The organism is Paraburkholderia tuberum STM678, assembly GCF_902833905.1.
Taxonomy (GTDB): domain Bacteria; phylum Pseudomonadota; class Gammaproteobacteria; order Burkholderiales; family Burkholderiaceae; genus Paraburkholderia; species Paraburkholderia tuberum.
Window position 1 is genome coordinate 92,366 of sequence record NZ_CADFGP010000025.1, and the last position, 19,608, is coordinate 111,973.

General features: G+C 63.7%; 13 protein-coding genes and 3 pseudogenes. 7 read left to right on the forward strand and 9 right to left on the reverse strand.

Going from position 1 to position 19,608, the window contains the following annotated elements; translation table 11 throughout:
* Positions 1 to 21: 21 nt before the first annotated feature.
* Positions 22 to 249 carry a hypothetical protein gene (locus HWY30_RS22155; RefSeq protein WP_090809251.1) on the reverse strand — a complete coding sequence of 76 codons (228 nt, stop codon included), beginning with the start codon at positions 247 to 249 and terminating at the stop codon, positions 22 to 24.
* A 278-nt stretch (positions 250 to 527) separates the two neighbouring features.
* On the opposite strand from HWY30_RS22155, the gene HWY30_RS22160 reads away from it, so the two are divergent.
* From HWY30_RS22160 to HWY30_RS22165, 3 genes and pseudogenes are all read left to right on the forward strand, one after another.
* Positions 528 to 866, forward strand: coding sequence for a hypothetical protein (locus HWY30_RS22160; RefSeq protein ID WP_143037259.1), 339 nt, complete (start codon positions 528 to 530; stop codon positions 864 to 866).
* A gap of 182 nt (positions 867 to 1,048) precedes the next feature.
* Positions 1,049 to 1,141: pseudogene (locus HWY30_RS43310) on the forward strand (ESPR domain-containing protein); the annotation flags it as partial.
* Between the two features lie 282 nt (positions 1,142 to 1,423).
* On the forward strand, positions 1,424 to 5,572 hold the full coding sequence (locus tag HWY30_RS22165) for a beta strand repeat-containing protein (protein ID WP_341809938.1): 4,149 nt from the start codon (positions 1,424 to 1,426) through the stop codon (positions 5,570 to 5,572).
* A gap of 47 nt (positions 5,573 to 5,619) precedes the next feature.
* Here HWY30_RS22165 and HWY30_RS22170 read toward each other — a convergent pair.
* Positions 5,620 to 5,921, reverse strand: a pseudogene (locus HWY30_RS22170) (IS6 family transposase); the annotation flags it as partial.
* 301 nt (positions 5,922 to 6,222) lie between these two features.
* On the opposite strand from HWY30_RS22170, the gene HWY30_RS22175 reads away from it, so the two are divergent.
* Positions 6,223 to 7,347, forward strand: coding sequence for an acyltransferase family protein (locus HWY30_RS22175; RefSeq protein ID WP_090809244.1), 1,125 nt, complete (start codon positions 6,223 to 6,225; stop codon positions 7,345 to 7,347).
* Between the two features lie 200 nt (positions 7,348 to 7,547).
* Here HWY30_RS22175 and HWY30_RS22180 read toward each other — a convergent pair whose 3' ends face one another.
* Positions 7,548 to 9,446, reverse strand: coding sequence for an ATP-dependent metallopeptidase FtsH/Yme1/Tma family protein (locus HWY30_RS22180; protein WP_090809242.1), 1,899 nt, complete (start codon positions 9,444 to 9,446; stop codon positions 7,548 to 7,550).
* Positions 9,447 to 10,049: 603 nt separating this feature from the next.
* Here HWY30_RS22180 and HWY30_RS22185 point away from each other — a divergent pair.
* Complete coding sequence (locus tag HWY30_RS22185) at positions 10,050 to 10,898, forward strand: shikimate dehydrogenase family protein (RefSeq protein WP_090810428.1); 849 nt, start codon at positions 10,050 to 10,052, stop codon at positions 10,896 to 10,898.
* Positions 10,899 to 11,026: 128 nt separating this feature from the next.
* On the forward strand, positions 11,027 to 11,650 hold the full coding sequence (locus tag HWY30_RS22190; protein ID WP_090809241.1) for an ABC transporter ATP-binding protein: 624 nt from the start codon (positions 11,027 to 11,029) through the stop codon (positions 11,648 to 11,650).
* A 335-nt stretch (positions 11,651 to 11,985) separates the two neighbouring features.
* Here the strand turns inward: HWY30_RS22190 and HWY30_RS22195 are convergent, their stop codons facing one another.
* Positions 11,986 to 12,993 (reverse strand): zinc-dependent alcohol dehydrogenase family protein, encoded by a 1,008-nt coding sequence (locus HWY30_RS22195; RefSeq protein WP_090810426.1) that lies wholly within the window; start codon positions 12,991 to 12,993, stop codon positions 11,986 to 11,988.
* Between the two features lie 129 nt (positions 12,994 to 13,122).
* On the reverse strand, positions 13,123 to 13,437 hold the full coding sequence (gene hmuQ, locus HWY30_RS22200; protein ID WP_018424703.1) for a heme-degrading protein HmuQ: 315 nt from the start codon (positions 13,435 to 13,437) through the stop codon (positions 13,123 to 13,125).
* A 190-nt stretch (positions 13,438 to 13,627) separates the two neighbouring features.
* Between hmuQ and copM the strand changes: the two are divergent.
* Positions 13,628 to 14,021 (forward strand): annotated as a pseudogene (copM, locus tag HWY30_RS22205) (CopM family metallochaperone).
* A gap of 13 nt (positions 14,022 to 14,034) precedes the next feature.
* Here the strand turns inward: copM and HWY30_RS22210 are convergent.
* The 4 genes from HWY30_RS22210 to HWY30_RS22225 form a co-directional block, all read right to left on the reverse strand.
* Complete coding sequence (locus HWY30_RS22210; protein WP_090809240.1) at positions 14,035 to 15,276, reverse strand: MFS transporter; 1,242 nt, start codon at positions 15,274 to 15,276, stop codon at positions 14,035 to 14,037.
* Positions 15,277 to 15,446: 170 nt separating this feature from the next.
* On the reverse strand, positions 15,447 to 16,634 hold the full coding sequence (gene prpF / locus HWY30_RS22215; protein WP_090809238.1) for a 2-methylaconitate cis-trans isomerase PrpF: 1,188 nt from the start codon (positions 16,632 to 16,634) through the stop codon (positions 15,447 to 15,449).
* 105 nt (positions 16,635 to 16,739) lie between these two features.
* A complete protein-coding gene (gene acnD, locus HWY30_RS22220) occupies positions 16,740 to 19,337 on the reverse strand; it encodes a Fe/S-dependent 2-methylisocitrate dehydratase AcnD (protein ID WP_090809236.1) in 2,598 nt (865 codons plus the stop codon).
* Positions 19,338 to 19,449: 112 nt separating this feature from the next.
* On the reverse strand, positions 19,450 to 19,608 hold a 159-nt coding region (locus HWY30_RS22225; RefSeq protein WP_279613295.1), incomplete at its 5' end, for a citrate/2-methylcitrate synthase.

The following is a 19,608-nucleotide window of genomic DNA, read 5'->3' on the forward strand; positions in this document are numbered from 1 at the left end:
ATGTCGCACTCCTGTCCTCAACTAACCGCTTGACCACAGTTGGGTCTCTGCGGCGTGAGTCTGCCGGAGAGCGAAATCGGTATAGCGATCCTCGACGTAGTCCGTGACCGTCGATTTCAGCACAACGCCGGTCAACAGCACCAGGACAAACGAGACCGCGACGCCCGCGCCCATGACGAGCGTCCGCTGATAGCGGTTCAGCCTGCTCGGCTCATCAACGCGTGAGTCGCCGTTGAGCGTGTGAACCACGCGTCCATGCCTGCTGGAATCTGTGCTCTGTGATGGCATGGCGGACCTGAATCAGGGACGCAAGGAATGATTTCCGCATCATACGGCGATTCCGACTCGTTGCGTGTTTGATGTCGATTGAGCCGCCTGTGGCGGGCGGCGTTGCGGTTTGCGCCTGTCCCCGCCTTCACTTCTGGTCGTCGCCTGTTACGTGAAGCTCGACTGAAACCCGTTCGGCGCGCGGTTGCACTCGTCAGCGCAAGCATTGGCGACGGGCATCGCTGAACTGTTGATAGTTGATGAAACACATAGGCACCCTTTCCACCATCTGCCGTCCCGTCAAGATTTCTGACCTTGCCACGCTCTCCGCGTTAGCAGGCAGTGCCGCCATCTCAAGCGCTGCAGCGCTCAAATACCGGCCCGCACCGATTCGGACCGGTCCTATTTTTATCCAATCCCAAAAATCCACTATCTGCCGTCCCGTCAAGATTTCTGACCTTGCCACGCTCTCCGCGTTAGCAGGCAGTGCCGCCATCTCAAGCGCTGCAGCGCTCAAATACCGGCCCGCGCCGATTCGGACCGGTCCTATTTTTATCCAATCTCAAAAATATAGACTGAACCCAGTTACAGAGATTTAGCAAAGGCCTGCCCTAGATTGACTCGGCAGAAATCTGGCCGATTCTTACTGCGGCCATGAGCTTTCTGGATCGTCATCGCCCCCGTTTTTGCAGCTGATATCGAACAGCAAGAAATGGCAACGGCGATTTGGCATTAGTTCGCATAACTCAATTCTTTTTCAAAATTTAAAGGGAATCATGTCATGAACAAGTCCTATGTCAGCATCTGGAGTGAAGCCCTTGGGTCGTGGGTGGCTGCATCCGAGCACACTGCACGTCGCGGCAAGCGCAGCAAGTCACGCTGCGTGATGGGTAGCATCGGCGTAGCCTTGGGTGTGATTGCCGGCTACAGTGGGAATGCTGCTGCTAAAGTTGCGAACCCTATTGGCGTCTATGGCAACATTGCTATTGACAATTCGACCAGCACCACCGTCGCTGCTTCTGCCAGCACTCCTGGATCGATAGCGATTGGTGCTGGTGCAAACGCTAAAGGCGACGTTAATTATGACGGTAGCTCGGCCATTGCCATCGGCGATTCAGCCGAGGCGAACGGGGGTGGCACGATTGCGCTCGGCGAAATGGCCGTTGTCAACGGTGATCGCTCGGCAGCTTTCGGCTCGGCTTCAACCGTGAGTGCCTCAGATTCTGTGGCGCTCGGTTTCGGGAGCACGGTCACCGCCACCAATAGCGTAGCTTTGGGCGTGAATTCGGTGGCCGACCGGGCGAATACGGTGTCGGTAGGCACGTCCACCGGCCAACGCCAGATCGTGAACCTGGCTGCAGGTACCCAAAGTACGGATGCCGTCAATCTGAGCCAGCTCGGCGGAGTGGTGAATGCGCTAGGCGGTGGGGCGGCGATCAAGTCGGATGGCACGATCAGCGCGCCGAGCTACAGCGTGGGCGGTACGACGGTCAACAACGTGGGTGACGCGTTTGCCAACATCGACGAAAGCGTGCGCCGCAACGCCTGGTTCATCGATAACCTCAACGATGGCCTAGTGATGATCCACAACATCGCGCTCGACAACAGCAAGGACATCGCGATCAACAAAGCCGACATCACGAAGATGAGTGGCGACATCACGAACGTCACCAACAACCTGAACGACGGCACGATCGGTCTGGTGCAGCACGACGCAGCGACCCGGAACATCACGGTGGCCAGGGATCTGGACGGCACGACGGTGGATTTCGGTGGCACTGAGGGCGCGCGCACGCTGAGCGGCGTGAAGGCCGGTGCGCTGAGCGACACCAGCACCGAAGCGGTGAACGGTTCGCAGCTGTACGCGACCAACCAGAACGTGACGGCCAACACGGCCAGCATTGCGGCCAACACGACGAACATCGCCGACAACGCGACGAACGTTGCGGCCAACACGACGGCGATCACCAGCATCGACAGCCGCGTGACCAACGTGGAAGGCTCGGTCACGAACCTGACGCAGCAACTGGACGGCGGCAGCGTCGGCCTGGTGCAGCAGGACGCGACCAGCAAGACCATCACGGTGGCCAGGGACCTGGACGGCACGACGGTGGACTTCAGTGGCACCGATGGCGCGCGCTCGCTGAGCGGCGTGAAGGCCGGTGCGCTGAGCGACACCAGCACCGAAGCGGTGAACGGTTCGCAGCTGCACGCGACCAACCAGAACGTGACGGCCAACACGGCCAGCATTACGACCAACACGACGAATATCGCCGCCAACACGACGAACGTTGCGGCCAACAAGACGGCGATCACCGGCATCGACGGCCGCGTGACCAACGTGGAAGGCTCGGTCACGAACCTGACGCAGCAACTGGACGGCGGCAGCGTCGGCCTGGTGCAGCAGGACGCGACCAGCAAGGCCATCACGGTGGCCAGGGACCTGGACGGCACGACGGTGGACTTCAGTGGCACCGATGGCGTTCGCTCGCTGAGCGGCGTGAAGGCCGGTGCGCTGAGCGACACCAGCACCGAAGCGGTGAACGGTTCGCAGCTGCACGCGACCAACCAGAACGTGACGGCCAACACGACGAACATCGCCGACAACACGACGAACGTTGCGGCCAACAAGACGGCGATCACCAGCATCGACGGCCGCGTGACCAACGTGGAAGGCTCGGTCACGAACCTGACGCAGCAGCTGGACGGCGGCAGCGTCGGCCTGGTGAAGCAGGACGCGACCAGCAAGACCATCACGGTGGCCAGGGACCTGGACGGCACGACGGTGGACTTCAGTGGCACCGATGGCGCGCGCACGCTGAGCGGCGTGAAGGCCGGTGCGCTGAGCGACACCAGCACCGAAGCGGTGAACGGTTCGCAGCTGCACGCGACCAACCAGAACGTGACGACCAACACGGCCAGCATTGCGGCCAACGCGACGGCAATCACCAGCATCGACGGCCGCGTGACCAACGTGGAAGGCTCGGTCACGAACCTGACGCAGCAGCTGGACGGCGGCAGCGTCGGCCTGGTGAAGCAGGACGCGACCAGCAAGACCATCACGGTGGCCAGGGACCTGGACGGCACGACGGTGGACTTCGGTGGCACCGATGGCGTGCGCACGCTGAGCGGCGTGAAGGCCGGTGCGCTGAGCGACACCAGCACCGAAGCGGTGAACGGTTCGCAGTTGCACGCGACCAACCAGGCAATCGCGAACGCGAGTCGCTACTTCAAGGCGGGCGGCCTGGAGGATGGCACGGACGATGCGATCGCGGCAGCCAAGTCGGTTGCGGTCGGTGCGGGCGCATCCGCCAATGTGGGCAGCGCAGCAACCGCTAGCTGGAATAATCCTCTTGTCTTGGGCAACGGCTCCAACACGGATATCAATGGTGTTGCTATCGGAGCTAACGCTCGTGCTTCGCTGGGCGGTATTGCACTTGGCGACACGGCCGTAAGCGATAGTTATTCTGGTGTAGCGCTGGGCGCATACACCGTAGCTGGCTCGCATGGAACCGCGGTCGGCGCAGGCGCGATGGCCCAGGGTACGGATAGTTCTGCGCTGGGGTACAACGCCCTTGCCACCGGAGGAAGTGCAGCGGCAATGGGTAACTTTTCGACTGCCTCGGGCGACAAATCCGCGGCACTTGGCGCGAAGGCGAATGCACAGGCGGCGAATTCGGTGGCGCTGGGTGCAGATTCGATCGCAGACCGCGACGATGCGGTGTCGGTTGGCAACGCGACGCTCAAACGCCAGATCACGAATGTGGCGGCCGGTACGCTGTCGGCTAGCAGCACGGACGCGGTGAACGGCAGCCAGCTGTACGGCACGGCATCGAGCGTGGCCCAGGCACTGGGTGGCGGTTCGACCGTGAACGCGGACGGCACGATCAGCGCACCGAGCTACGCCGTGGGCGGCACGACAGTGCATAGCATCAGCGATGCTGTTACCAACATCGACGGCCGTACGACGCAGAACGCGAGTGACATCGCGCAGAACACCGCGAATATCACGAACGTGCAGAACCAACTGGCTGATGGCTCGGTGGGTCTGGTCCAGCAGGACGCGACCACCCGTGACATTACGGTTGCCAAGGACACCGACGGTACGGTGGTGAACATGGCGGGCACGGCGGGCGACCGCACAGTGACAGGCGTGGCCGCAGGCGCGGTGAACGCGTCGAGCGTGGATGCGGTGAACGGCAGCCAGCTGTATGGCACGGCGTCGAGCATGGCCCAGGCACTGGGTGGCGGTTCGACTGTGAACCCGGACGGTACGGTCAGCGCGCCGAGCTACAGCGTGGGTGGTACGACCGTGCATAGCGTAGGCGATGCCGTCACCAACCTGGATGACCGGGTCACGCGGAACACCACGGACATCACGAAGCTGCAGACCCAGGTGGGCGACGTCGGAACACAACTGTCGGGCGCGGTGCAGTACGACCGTAACGTTGACGGTTCGGTGAACTTCGGTTCCGTGACGCTGGGTGGAGGCCAGAGCGCAGGTCCGGTGATCCTGACCAATGTGGCGAACGGCACGAGCCAGTATGACGCGGTGAACTACGGCCAGCTGTCGGCGTTGCAGGACCAGGTGACGGATCTCAACGGCCAGGTGAAGGATCTCGGTTCCCAGGTGTCGAACATCCAGCCGGTCACTCCGGATGTTTCGTCGTCGGACCGCAACAGTGAAGCAGTGGCTAACGCGGCGATGCCGGGTACCGGTGCGGGCAGCACGGTGGTTGGGGCAAACGCCAGCGCCGCAGCGGAGAACGCGGTGGCAGTGGGCGCCAATGCGGCGGCGACCGGCGTCAACTCGACGGCGATCGGCACGGGCTCGCAGGCTGGCAATGCGAACTCAGTGGCGTTGGGTCAGGGCTCGGTGACGGATCGCGATAACTCGGTATCGGTGGGTTCAGCGGGTCACGAACGCCAGATCACCAACGTCGCAGCGGGTACGGCGGACACGGATGCAGTCAATGTCGGTCAGATGAACAGCTCGGTCGCACAAGGCGTTCAGCAGGCCAACAACTACACCGATCAGCGTATCAACGCGACCAACCAGGCGGTCAACAATCTCGCCAGGAACGCCTACTCGGGAATCGCCGCCGCTACCGCGCTGACGATGATTCCAGAAGTCGATCAAGGCAAGAAACTGTCGTTCGGTATCGCGGCAGCGACTTACAACGGTTATCAGGCGATCGCACTGGGCGGTACGGCTCGTATCAAGGACAACATCAAGGTGAAAGCGGGTGTTGGGATGTCCGCGGGTGGCACGACTGCCGGGATTGGTGCCTCGTATCAGTGGTAAGCGGTCGGCGGGAAAGGGTGCGTGTGCCCTCTCCCGCTTTTTCACGATTGATCAACAGCGCGCCACAGCAGGTAAGGCTCGCCGCGCAACGTCACAAATACTTCGTCAAGGTGCCATGTCGTGCCGGGCTTGCGACGCGCCGCTTTGACACGGTGGGCGAAACGGGCACCGAATTTATCGCACCAGCGTCGGACTGTTTCGTAGCTGACGATAACCCCCGCTCGAATAGCAGCTCTTCGATATCACGCAGGCTGAGCTGAAACTTGAAATACCAGCGGACCGCGGAACTGATGACCGCCGCTGGAAAGCGATGACCGTGGTAAAGCGTGCCGACCTGTGCGAACGACAAAAGACTCGATCGTTCAATGCATCACCTATGACGCAGGCGAAGGCGCTGACGATGCGCCTCTAATGTTCGCTTTCACAACGGCTTTCTGAAATGGAGTCGTTGGCGACTGGTAATACTCGGCGCGTCTTTAGCGAACACGCGGAAAGTTTTGCGGCTTTTCATGCACGAAACAGGGACACCCGTCTTCATGGATGGACGCGAGCCTCGAAAATAAATCATCGAACGCGCGCTGCGATTTTTTTCGCATTTTTTCCCCGTACGATGTTTTCGTGCTTTTCCGCCGCTTTGCGAATAGAGGTTTATGAAAAACAGAATTGCCGGATTCGATGGATTGCGCGCGATCGCTGTGCTGATGGTGTTTCTGCAGCATCGACTCTTCGGCGACATCGGCGAAATCGGGCATCTCGGCGTGTGGATCTTCTTTGCGCTGAGCGGCTTTCTGATCATCGGCATCCTGTCGTCGCGGCGCGCGCGCATCGAAGAGGGCGACAGCTGTTTCCGCACCGAACTCGGGCGCTTTCTGTTTCGTCGCACGGTGCGCATCTTTCCGATCTATTACCTGATGCTCGTCGTGATGTGCGTGCTGATGGCATTCGGCCTCGCGAATCCGGAACTGGCGAGCGGCATGCCGTTTCACTTCGCGTATCTGTCCAACTTCTGGATCGGCTCGGTGCTGCGTTACTGGCCGGGCCGCTATTCGCACTTGTGGAGCCTCGCGATCGAGGAGCAGTTCTATCTCGTCGTTGCGCCGTTTTTGCTGCTGCTCGCGACGCGGCGACATCGAGCGGCATGTTGGGCGATCGTGGCGCTCGGCCTTGCCGCGCTGTTCGCGATGCGCGCCGCGCATTGGGATGAGATCACGATCTATACGCACCCGTTGAGCAATGTCTGGTTGCTCGCGTTGGGCGGCATCGGTGGTCTGGTGATCGAGGACGATCGCGGCCGCGCGCGTGCCTGGCTCGGTCATGGCCTGACGCTGTTCGCGCTGAGTCTGGTCGTGATCGGTTTGTGCGCGGCCGAGCCGAGGTGGAACATGCTCGACGATCCCTTGCTGTTTACCGCGATCAGCGCAACGTACGGGATCGGTATCGCGGCGCTGGTGGCTTCGATCGCGTGTTGCCGCAATGCTGCCGTGATGGGTCTGCTACAGACGCGTTGGCTCGCCGGTCTTGGGCGTATCAGTTACGGCTTCTATCTGTATCACAACCTGATCCCCGATCTGACGCGTAACCGTCACGCCGAGGCGTTGTTTGGCGGCACCGTGCCGATGTGGGCACACATGCTTGGCATCGTCGCGTCGTTCGCGATTTCGCTTGGCATTGCGGTGCTGTCGTGGCGGTTGATCGAGGCGCCGATTTTGCGAGTGAAGACGCGCGGCGAATCGGTATTGAAAGCGGCGGAGAACGTCGCTTCCGACGTAGCCTGACAGATCGAACCAGGTCGCCGATCTATCCGGCTACGCGCCTCACGCTATCATTCGGCCTCACCACCCGGCCGCCCCTCATCTGACGCACTCCACGGGACCGAACCGGCCAAACGAAAGAAGAACACGATGCGCGCGGCGCTTTCCCGCGATGCCGACCGACCCGGGATCGTCGGACTTCGCGTAGCGCATCATCAGGCCCGTCAAGCCGCCGCAGGCTCGTGCACGATCTTCAACGTGCTCTTGTGCTCGGCGATGAACCGATAAACGGTGTCCCCGGGTACGGTCTCGTGCTCGAGCAACTGGTCCGAAATGTCGCGCAGTACCGGCTCGTACGCGTGCAGTAGCCCGTAGCAAAGTTCGTTGAGCTCCTTGAGCAGCACGTTCGCATGCTCGATTGCGCTCTTCATTTGCAGGCCCGCATACTGCGACGGCAGCGCCGCGAGACTGAACAGATCGCCGTCGCTGTTGAAGCCGAACTTCGACACCATGTCGAGGCTGATACGCGAGGCCTCCTGCAAGTCCGACGCGGCGCCGCTCGATGCTTCGGAGAACATCAGAATCTCCGCGTTGCGTCCGCCGAGCAGCACCTGGATCTCGTTGCGGATTTCCGTTTCGCGGTACAGGTGCTTGTCCTGCGCCTTCGTGATCAGCGCGACGCCAAGCGCGCCGCCACGCGGCAGAATCGTCACTTCCTCGAGCACGCCGGTGCCAAGCAGCGCCGCGACCAGACCATGACCCGCCTCATGCACCGCGATGCGCCTGCGCTCGTCCTCGGTGAGCGCGCGCTCGGCGCCGCTCACGTCGCCGATGCGCGCGATCTTGATCGCTTCCATGAAGTGCTTCGCGGCGATTTCGTTATCGCCCGCCTTGCGCGCGATCAGCCCCGCCTGATTCACGACCATCGCGACGGTGGCCGGCGACAGTCCAGTCGTCAAACGCGCGAGCTGGTCGTAGTCGATATCCGCCGCTTTCGACTTCAGCCGCTGCGCGTAGAAACGGAAAATCTTGGCGCGGTCTTCGCGATCCGGCAGACGCACCTGCACCGTGCGATCGAAACGGCCGGGGCGGCGCAATGCTTCGTCGAGATTGTCGGGATGGTTGGTCGCGGCCACGACGATCACGCCCTCGTTCGACTCGAAGCCGTCCATCTCCGCGAGCAGCTGGTTGATGATCCGGTTGCTTTCGGCTTCGACCGGACCACCGCCGGTGTCGGTTCGTTTCGCGAGACCGTCCGCTTCGTCGATGAAGATGACCGTCGGCGCGTTCTTGCGCGCGAGTTCGAACAGGTGCCGCACCTTCTGGATACCGACACCGTAGTACTTCGCGCTGAAATAGCTGCCCGTGATCGAAATGAAGTTCGCGCCGCATTCGCCGGCCAACGCCTGAGCGAGCCGCGTCTTGCCGACGCCGGGCGCGCCGACCATCAGGATGCCGCACGGCGCGCGCACGCCCAGCGACGAGAACTGCTTCGGATCGGACAGGTAACCGCGAATGTCGGCGAGCGCGGCCTTCGCTTCGTTCGCGCCGATCACGTCGTCGAAACGCAGCGTCGGTGTTTCGCTGAGCAGCTTCGCGCCGCCCTTCATCTCGCGTCGCATGAACCACGCCATGCCGCCGATCAGCACGAGCGGCAGCAGCACGCTCAGCGCGTCGCGGAACTGGTCGAACAGTTGGGTCCAGCGTGCACCGTCGCTGTGGATGTCGACGTCGGGCAGCCACACGAGCTGGTACGCGGCGGCGTCGGAGCGCTCGCCCAGCAGCAGCGCGTGCGAGAAGGTTGCGTTGTGATCGGTGACGAAGTACTTCGAGCCGTCACGCAGCGACACCAGAATCGCGTTGGGACTCACGCCGATCGCCGCGACGTTGGTGTCGTGAATGTCGCGCAGCATCGTCGATGCATCCTTCTCCGCATGCGTCCACGCGGATACATCGTGACGCATCTGGCTCGCAATGCCGCTCAGCGCCGGCGCCTGCGGCTCGGCGCGATGCTGGATATACCAGACGCCCCAACCGACCAACACCGCGATCAGCACCGCCACAGCCGCGACCGCAATTTTGCGTGCGCGCTTTTTCCCAAGCGAATTATTTCCCGGCTTCATGAGTCATTTCCAAAATGCGGACTTGAACAAGCCCTTACTTAATCAAGCTTTCTGTCAAACTTACCTGTCGAAATCGGAAGGCGGAGTCTGCGGAAAATCGGCTGGGGGCGAAGCGCCACACGGCGAGGCTCAAAGGACAATTCAGAAGGACGACGATCTGTGCATCCCGGTGAGCCGCATTAGCCGAAGGTAGTATGCCGGCGGCACGCGTCTGTCAAAGCCGCGGAAAAAGCCTATTTGTACCATCTATCCGACCATCGACACGCCGGAAGGTTACGCGGCAAGCGCGCGTAGGGCGTCGCCGCCTTGGCTCCGCGCACAGTTTATCAGCGTAAAAAGCAGCGCGTGTTTTTAATGTCTATATCTAACCGCGCCCCAATTAAAATCAGTCACAATTACTGACAAAACGTGATTAGACGGACCTAAATGATCTGAAAATAGGCCACGATTAAGTCAGGATTTTGGAATCAGCTGGCAGGATGAGCGACGGCTCTCTACGGACCCGTTCGCATCATCGACACTTTCTCTCAGGTTCTGCTTTTGGGCGCCGGCGCCGAGCGGCATCGACGGTTCTTTCCTATGCTGCACTCAGGAGATTCGATCATGCAGCGGGCTGAAAACCCTTCCTTCGCGGCGTCGCTCGACGCGGGTCTGAGCGGCGCGACGCGCGTGTATTTCATCGTCGGCGATCCGATTGCGCAGGTGCGCTCGCCGTCCGGCGTGACCGCCGCGTTGCGTTCGGCCGGCCGCGATGCGCTGGTGGTGCCCGCGCACGTCGCGCCAGCCGATCTGCCGGCTTTTTTCGCGGGCATCGCGCCGATGCGCAACGTCGACGGCGTGATCATCACGGTGCCGCACAAATTCACCGCGGCGAGCTATTGCGCGACGCTCGCCGAAGAAGCCGCGTTCCTTGGCGCGGTCAACACGCTGCGCCGCAACGCCGACAGCAGCTGGCATGGCGGCATGTTCGACGGCACCGGCTTCGTTGCGGCGCTCGTCGCGGCGGGCTGCGAACTACAGGGCAAGCGCGCGCTGCTGGTCGCCGCGGGCGGCGCGGGCTCGGCGATCGGCCATGCGCTGATTCAGCGCGGCGTCGGCTCGCTCGACGTGCGCGACAACGACGTCGAACGCACCGGCTCGCTGACCGCACGGCTCAATGCGCTCGGCCGAGGCACGGCGCGCGGTGCGGCGGCCGACCTCGACCCGAGTCCGTATGACGTGGTCGTCAACGCGTCGCCGCTCGGCATGCGCGCGGGCGATTCGTTGCCGATCGACGTCGCGCGCTTGCCGGCCACGACTTTTGTCGGCGATGTCGTAACGAAACCGCCACTTACGCCGCTGATCGAAGCGGCACGCGCGCGCGGTTGCCCGACCGTGACGGGCACGCAGATGTTCGAACGCGTGTGTGATCGGATGGTGGAGTTCTTTCTGGACACGCCGACGTCTGCGTAACGGCGCGAAGGAACCAGGCGCGCGCTGCTACACTGGCGCGAAATTACCGTGGCGCAGATCCCGCACGGCATGCACGAGGCGTGGCGCAATCCTGCGCCGCGTTCACATCGCCCTCTGCGCGCCAACCCATGCTTCGATTCGACAACCTCAGCAAGCGCTATAGCGACCGCGTCCTGTTCGAAGGACTGCACTTCGACGCGACGTCCGGCTGCGTCGCGTTGAACGATGAATCCGGCAGCGGCAAATCGACGTTGCTCGCCATCCTCGCCGGCGCGCTCGAACCCGACACCGGCGACGTATGGCTCGGCGGTAATTCGCTGCGCGCCGCGCCGCATGCGGCGCAAGCGCTGCTCACGTATGTGCCGGAAGACAGCATGAGCTGGCCCGATCAGACCGGCCGCGATTATCTGCGGCAGGTTGCGGCGGCGCGGCACACCGCGCTGACCGACGACGTGCTCGCGCTCGCCGAACGCTTCGGCCTCGCGCCGCATCTGGACAAACGTTTCGAGCAGATGTCGTATGGCAGCCGCAAAAAGGTGTTTCTGACGGCGGCCGCGCTCGGCGAAACCCGCGTGCTGATCGCAGACGAACCGGCCGGCGGACTCGACGCGTCAGCGCGCGCGGTGCTCGCCGAGCTGTTCAGAACGCTCGGCACGACGCGCACGCTGTTTTTCACGAGTTACGACGAAGGGTTCACGCAGGCCTGCGAGGCGACGGGTGTCTGTTTCGCGGACCTCGCGAGGGGCATTTGAGCTAGGGCCTGTTCACGCTAATAACGGGCTTGCGCTGGCCGCCAGAAGGGCCGAGCGCAAGGATTGCGACGCAACGAATACTCGACGTATTCGCAAGGAGCATGACGCGGCGATCGGCCCTTCTGGCGGCCAGCCCTTTGAAGGTTTTTTTAAAACAGGGGAACGTGCCTTTGCGCCCGTATTGCGGCGTCGGTCGTCGCTTGTTTGGCTCGGCCAAACGGCGCTCCTCTCTCCTTGCGCTACGGGCGGAAAGGCACGTTCGCAAGCCCGTTATTAGCGTGAACAGGCCCTAGCGATCCCGCGGGTCATGCGGGCCGGGCGCGAGCGTTGAATCCTCAGATCGCCACACAAATCTTGCCGAAGTGCGCACCCGATGCCTCGTGCCGGAACGCGTCGGCGAGCTTGTCCAGCGCGAACGTGCTGTCGATCACCGGCTTGATGCCCGTGGTCTCGAGCGCGCGCACCATGTCGATCTGATCCTGCCGGCTGCCGACGATCAGCCCTTGCAGACGCTGTTGCCGCGCCATCAGATGCGCGGTCGGCACCGGACCCGCGCGGCCGGTCAGCACGCCGATCAGCGCGATGTGCCCGCCGATGCGGCATGCGGTGATCGACTGCGGCAGCGTGCCGGGACCACCCACCTCGACTACGTGATCGACACCGCGCCCGTTGGTGATGTGACGCACTTCTTTGCCCCACTCGGGATTGTCGCGATAGTTGATCGTATGGTCGGCACCCAGTTCGCGCAGCTTCGCGAGCTTCGCATTCGACGACGACGTCGCGATCACCGACGCCCCCATCGCCCTCGCCATCTGCAAGCCGAAGATCGACACGCCGCCGGTGCCGAGCACGAGCACGCTGCTGCCTGCCTTCAACTGACCGTCGACGACCAGCGCGCGCCACGCGGTCAGCCCCGCCGTGGTCAGCGTCGCGGCTTCGGCGTGGCTGTAGCCGGCCGGCGCGCGCGTGAAGTAGTGGCTCGGCAGCACGACGACTTCGCGCGCGTAGCCGTCGACGCCGTCGCCGGGGGTGGTCGCAAAATCGCCGATCGCGGGCGAACCGTTTTCCCAGTGTGGGAAGAAGCAGGACACGACGTGATCGCCGGCCTTGAATTCGCGCACGCCTGCGCCGACCGCTTCGACGACGCCCGCGCCATCGGCCATCGGGATGCGGCCCGCTTCGGCCGGCAGATTGCCGCTGACGACGCCGTAGTCGTGGTAGTTCAACGAACTAGCGCGAATGCGCACGCGAATCTGCCCGGCCTCGGGCTGACCGGGATCGGCGAGATCGACGACCTGCAGGCTATCGACTGTGGCGGGAGAACCGATTCTGACGGCTTTCATGTTTTCGATCCTTGGTGAGTGGTGCGCTGCCGTGAGCAGCTCGATGTCCACGCGCGATGCGCGTCGGATGTGCATGCGCCATGCCCGCGCGAATGCGAACCGGCATGCAGGCGCCGCGCGAGCACCGCGCTATTTGACGGTCTGGATGACTTCGAAGCCTTCGAATTCCGGGTGGCCGAGATACAACACGCGGTTTTCGTTACCGGCACTGCGATGCGCGGCACGAAACGCGTCGGACTTCGTCCATGCCTCGAACGATCCATGGTCGCGCCAGATCGTATGGCTCGAATAGAGGACGTGATCGTCCTTGCGCGGTCCCTTCAGCAAATGAAATTCGACGAAGCCCGGCACCTCTTTCAGATGGGTGTCGCGCGTGGTCCACAGATGTTCGAAGGCGTCCTCGGAGCCGGGCGCCACTTTGAAGCGGTTCATCGCGATGTACATGCTGTCAGCCTCGTTGAGTGAGTGATGCTGCCAATGATGCTGGCTTGGTCATCCAGTCGCGTTTCATTATAGGCGTGCGTTGCTTTGCCTCCGCTTGACCTTACCACGGCAGGAGGCTCCACGATGTCCGACGTGACCGTTAGAATCGCGCGGATCACGTCGCCACACTCTTCAACAACGGAAAACCAATCTGAAAAACCTTCGCGCGTTGCGCGCTCTCTGTGTGTTCGGCGGTTTGGCATTCGCGGCGGCGGCTCTGCCCGCTCACGCGCAACATCAGGGCATGCCCGGCATGGACATGCCGGATTCGGCGCATACCGACGCGGGCGCATCGACGCAAGCCTTCAAGGCCGCCGACGAGCGCATGATGCATGAGACGAGCGCCCCCGAATACACCGGCGACGCCGACCGGGATCGTCGCGCACATGATCCCGCATCACCAGGGCGCGATCGAGATGGCGCAGGCGGAGTTGAAATACGGCAAGGACCCGGAGATCAAGCGGCTCGCGCGCAACATCATCAAGGCGCAGCATGACGAGATCGCGTTCATGCAGCGCTGGCAGGAAAAGCACGGCGGCAAGTAACGCAGCGCGAGCATCACCAGCGTGGCTGCTTGCGCAACAGTGGCGTCATCGCGATCAGACCGATGATCGGCCCAGGCAGCAGCAGCCATGCGACGCGCACGTCGAGCGCGTGAAATACGCTGGTCGACCACAGGATCGAGCAGGCGGACAGGAAAAAGCCGAAGCTGTTCTGCAGCGTCAGCGCGCCGCCGATCTTGTCGGCGGGACAGGCCTTCACGGACAGCGCCGAAAACTGCGGCGAATCGGCGATCACGCTGATGCCCCACACGAGTAGTAACCCGAGCTGCGCGGCGGTGCCGAGCCCCGTGGTCAGCGGATAAATCGCGCACAGCGTGCCCGAGATCGTCAGCGCGAGAGCGGCGGTACGCGCGCTGCCGACCACCTGGCTGAGTCTGCCGCCGAACAGGCAGCCGAGCGCACCGATCGCGATGATCAGGAACGACCACAACGCGACGGTGCCCGGCGCCGCCGGCGCCCCGCTCGCGAACGCGCGCTGCACGAGCAGCGGCGTCAGCGTCCAGAACGCGTACAACTCCCACATGTGACCGAAATAGCCGAGCGCGGCCGAGCGAAACTCGCTGATGCGCACGACCTGCCCGACGCCCGCCGACAAACCGAAGCGTCGGCTGCCTGAGCGCCGCGCGTGCGGCCCTTCGCCGAGCACGAACACCAGCAGCGCGCCGATCACCGCGAGTCCCGACGAAGTGAGGACCACGGTTTGCCACGGCACGCTCGACAGCAACGCACGAATCGCATGCACCGACGCCGTGCCGAGCGTCAGCATCGCAACGAGCAACGCGAGCGTCTGCGCGGCGCGGCGCGGGTCCCACGTAACGAGCAGCTTCATGCCGAGCGGATAGATGCCGGCAAGCGCGACGCCCACGCCGAAGCGAAACACGAGCGCCGACGCGAGCCCGCTGCTGCACAGCGCGAACAGCGCATTCAAGGTCGCGCCGAGCACGCCGCAGACGGCGAACACCTTGCTCGCCGACACGCGATCCGCGAGTCCGGTGGTCGCCGACAGCAAGGTCCCGACGATAAAGCCAGCCTGCACTGCATTCGTCAGCCAGCCGATACCGGACGCGCTCAGATGCCAGGCGATCTGCAGATCGCGCATCGCGCCGTTCGCGCTGAACCACAACGACGTACCGAGCAATTGCGCAATCGCGATCACGAGCACAGCGCGTCTCGCGCGCGCGATGTCGTGCGCCGCGTCGCCGGACTTCGTTGCGTCGGCGTCCAGCCTGTTCTGCATCGTGGCTCCTCTGCGTCGGGACTGAGTCGGCCGCTGGGGAGTGGTTATGGGAGCGCGGCCGGAGCGGCCATTGTAGACCGCGAGCACCGTATGCCCCCATCGCCGCGAGCGCGGCGGCCTGCTCTACGTAGCCTTCCGTGCCGCTGACGTTGGCCGACATCGGCGCCGCCTCAGCCCTGCTGCGGCACCCTGACCCACCCCTCCATCAACACGCGCGCGCTGCGGCTCATGATCGCTTTCGTGACGACCCACTCGCCGTCCTTCCGACTCGCCTGCGCGCCGACGCGCAACGTGCCCGACGGATGCCCGAAGCGCACCGACTCACGCTCGCCGCCGCCCGCCGCCTGATTGACGAGCGTGCCCGCGATCGCCGCCGCGGCGCCGATCGCGACCGCCGCCGTGCCCATCATCGCGTGATGCAGCTTGCCCATCGACATCGCGCGCACCAGCAGATCGACGTCGCCCGCGCGCACCGGCTTGCCGCTCGACGCCACGTAATCGACCGGCTTTGCGACGAACGCGACCTTCGGCGTGTGCTGCCGCGTCGCGATCTCGTCGAGATGCTTGATGAGCCCCATGCGCAGCGCGCCATGCGCGCGAATCGTCTCGAACATCGCGAGCGCCTTCGCGTCGCTGTTGATCGCGTCCTGCAACTCGGTGCCCTTGTAGCCGATCGCCTCGGCGGCGACGAAGATCGTCGGGATGCCCGCGTTGATCATCGTCGCCTTCAACGTACCGACGCCCGGCACCTCCAGGTCGTCGACGAGGTTGCCGGTCGGGAACATCGCGCCGCCCGCGCCTTCTTCGTCGGCGGCCGGGTCCATGAATTCGAGCGGCACTTCGGCGGCCGGGAAGGTCACGCCGTCGAGCTCGAAGTCGCCGGTTTCCTGCACCGCGCCATCGCTCATCGGCACGTGCGCGATGATCGTCTTGCCGATATTGGCCTGCCAGATGCGCACGATCGCGACGCCGTCACGCGGCACGCGGCCCGCATCGACGAGGCCCGCGCTGATCGCGAACGGTCCCACCGCGGCCGACAGGTTGCCGCAATTGCCGCTCCAGTCGACGAACGCCTTGTCGATCGACACCTGCCCGAACAGATAGTCGACGTCGTGACCGGGCCGGCTGCTGCGCGAAATGATCACGGTCTTGCTGGTGCTCGACGTCGCGCCGCCCATGCCGTCGATCTGCTTGCCGTACGGATCGGGACTGCCGATCACGCGCATCAGCAGCGCGTCGCGCGCGGCGCCCGGTCGCTGCGCGGCCTCGGGCAGATCCTGCAGACGGAAAAACACGCCCTTGCTGGTGCCGCCGCGCATATAGGTGGCCGGAATCTTGATCTGGGGAAGGTGGGCCATGAAGGTGTCCTGAGGTGACATGTTCTTTGATGAAGGGCGATGCGGCTCGTCAAGCCGCATCGCCCTGGTCTGTTGCGACGTTCACTGCAAACGCGCGTCTACCCGTCAAGCCGCTGCTCTGGTCGACTCGAGAAAGTCCTGCGCGAAACGCTGCAGCACGCCACCGGCTTCGTAGATCGACCCCTCTTCGGCCGTATCGAGCCGGCACGTCACCGGCACTTCGACGCGCTCACCGTTGCGGCGATGAATCACCAGCGTCAGATCGGCGCGCGGCTTGCGCTCGCCGATCACATCGAACGTCTCGGTGCCGTCGATGCCGAGCGTCAGGCGATTCACGCCCGGCTTGAATTCGAGCGGCAACACGCCCATGCCGACGAGGTTCGTGCGGTGAATCCGCTCGAAGCCTTCCGCGACGATCGCTTCGGTGCCGGCCAGCCGCACGCCCTTCGCGGCCCAGTCGCGCGACGACCCCTGGCCATAGTCGGCGCCCGCGATCACGATCAGCGGCTGCTTGCGCTCCATATACGTTTCGATCGCTTCCCACATGCGCGTGACCTTGCCTTCGGGCTCGATACGCGCGAGCGAACCGGCCTTCACCTGGCCATTCTCCAGCACCATCTCGTTCTTCAGCGTCGGGTTCGCGAAGGTCGCGCGCTGCGCGGTCAAGTGATCGCCGCGGTGCGTCGCGTACGAATTGAAGTCCTCTTCGGGCAGGCCCATTTTCGTCAGGTATTCGCCGGCCGCGCTGTCCGGCAGAATCGCGTTCGACGGCGACAGGTGGTCCGTCGTGATGTTGTCGCCGAGCACGGCCAACGCGCGCATACCCTTCAGCGTTCGCTCGCCGGCGAGCGCGCCTTCCCAGTACGGCGGACGGCGAATATAGGTGCTTTCTTCGCGCCAGTCGTACAGCGGGTCGGCCTTCGCGCCGGTGTCGGGGGAGACCGCGAACATCGGTTCATACACTTTGCGGAATTGCTCGGGTTTCACGCTCGCGGCGACGATCGCATCGATCTCCGCATCCGACGGCCACAGATCTTTCAGCGTGACCGCATGACCGTCCGCATCGACGCCGAGCACGTCCTTCTCGATGTCGAAGCGGATCGTGCCCGCGATCGCATAGGCGACGACCAGCGGCGGCGACGCGAGAAAAGCCTGCTTCGCGTAGGGGTGGATCCGGCCGTCGAAGTTGCGGTTGCCCGACAGCACGGCGGTCGCATACAGATCGCGCTCGATCACCTCCTTCTGGATCACCGGGTCCAACGCACCGGACATGCCGTTGCACGACGTGCACGCATACGCGACCACGCCGAAGCCGAGCTGTTCGAGTTCAGGCAAGAGCCCTGCCTCTTCCAGATACAGCGTGACCGCCTTCGATCCCGGCGCGAGCGAGCTCTTGACCCACGGCTTGCGCACGAGTCCACGCCGGTTCGCGTTGCGTGCGACCAGGCCCGCCGCGATCATGTTGCGCGGATTGTTCGTGTTGGTGCAGCTCGTGATCGCGGCGATGATCACCGCGCCGTCCGGCATCAGACCGGGCTCGTTCTCGACCTTGCCGCTGATGCCGCGCGCGGCCAGCTCCGACACCGGCAAGCGGCGATGCGGATTCGACGGCCCCGCGAGCGTGCGCACCACGCTCGACAGATCGAACTTGAGCACGCGCTCGTAGTCGGCGTGCTTCAGCGTATCGGCCCACAAGCCGGTTTGCTTCGCATACGTTTCCACGAGTTTGACGAGTTCGTCGTCGCGGCCGGTCAGCTTCAGATAGCGGATCGTCTGCTCGTCGATGTAGAACATCGCGGCGGTCGCGCCGAACTCGGGCGCCATGTTCGCGATCGTCGCGCGATCGCCCAAGGTCAAATTCGCCGCGCCCTCGCCGTAAAACTCGAGGTACGCGCCGACCACCTTCTCTTTGCGCAAGAACTCGGTCAACGACAGAACCACGTCGGTCGCGGTAATGCCCTCGCCCGGCTTGCCGCTCAGCGCCACGCCGACGATATCGGGCAGCCGCATGTACGACGCGCGGCCGAGCATCACGCTCTCCGCTTCGAGGCCGCCGACGCCGATCGCGATCACGCCGAGCGCATCGACCATCGGCGTATGCGAGTCGGTGCCGACCAGCGTGTCGGGAAACGCGACACCGTCCTTCACCTGCACGACCGGGCTCATGCGTTCGAGGTTGATCTGATGCAGGATGCCGTTGCCCGGCGGAATCACGTCGACGTTGCGGAACGCGCGCTTGGTCCAGTTGATGAAATCGAAGCGGTCTTCGTTGCGGCGATCTTCGATCGCGCGATTCTTCGCGAACGCATCCGGATCGAAACCGCCGCACTCAACGGCCAGCGAGTGATCGACGACCAGTTGCGTCGGCACCACCGGATTCACGAGCGCCGGATCGCCGCCTTGCGCGGCGATCGCATCGCGCAGACCCGCCAGATCGACGAGAGCGGTCTGGCCGAGAATGTCGTGGCACACGACGCGCGCCGGGAACCACGGAAAATCGAGCTCGCGCTTGCGCTCGATGATCTGTTTCAGCGAAGCGGTCAACGTCACCGGGTCGCAGCGGCGCACCAGGTTTTCGGCGAGCACGCGCGACGTATAAGGCAGTTTGTCGTAGGCGCCGGGCTCGATCTTGTCGACCGCGGCACGCGTATCGAAGAAGTCGAGCTCGGTGCCCGGAAGGCGTTTGCGGTTGGCAGTATTCATGACGTAGGGACAGGACGGTTATCGGCCGCCGGACGGTATGCCGGCGGCCTCGGGCGGCGCTTCGCTCGCGCGCCGGCCGGACAGTGCGGGTAGTTTAGCTCGCGGCCTCAGCTCAAACGCGCTTCGCCAGCGGCACGAACGGCAGATCGTCCGGACCGGTGTAATTCGCGCTCGGACGAATGATCTTGTTGTCGACGCGCTGCTCGATGATGTGCGCGCTCCATCCTGCCGTACGCGAGATCACGAACAGCGGCGTGAACATCGCGGTCGG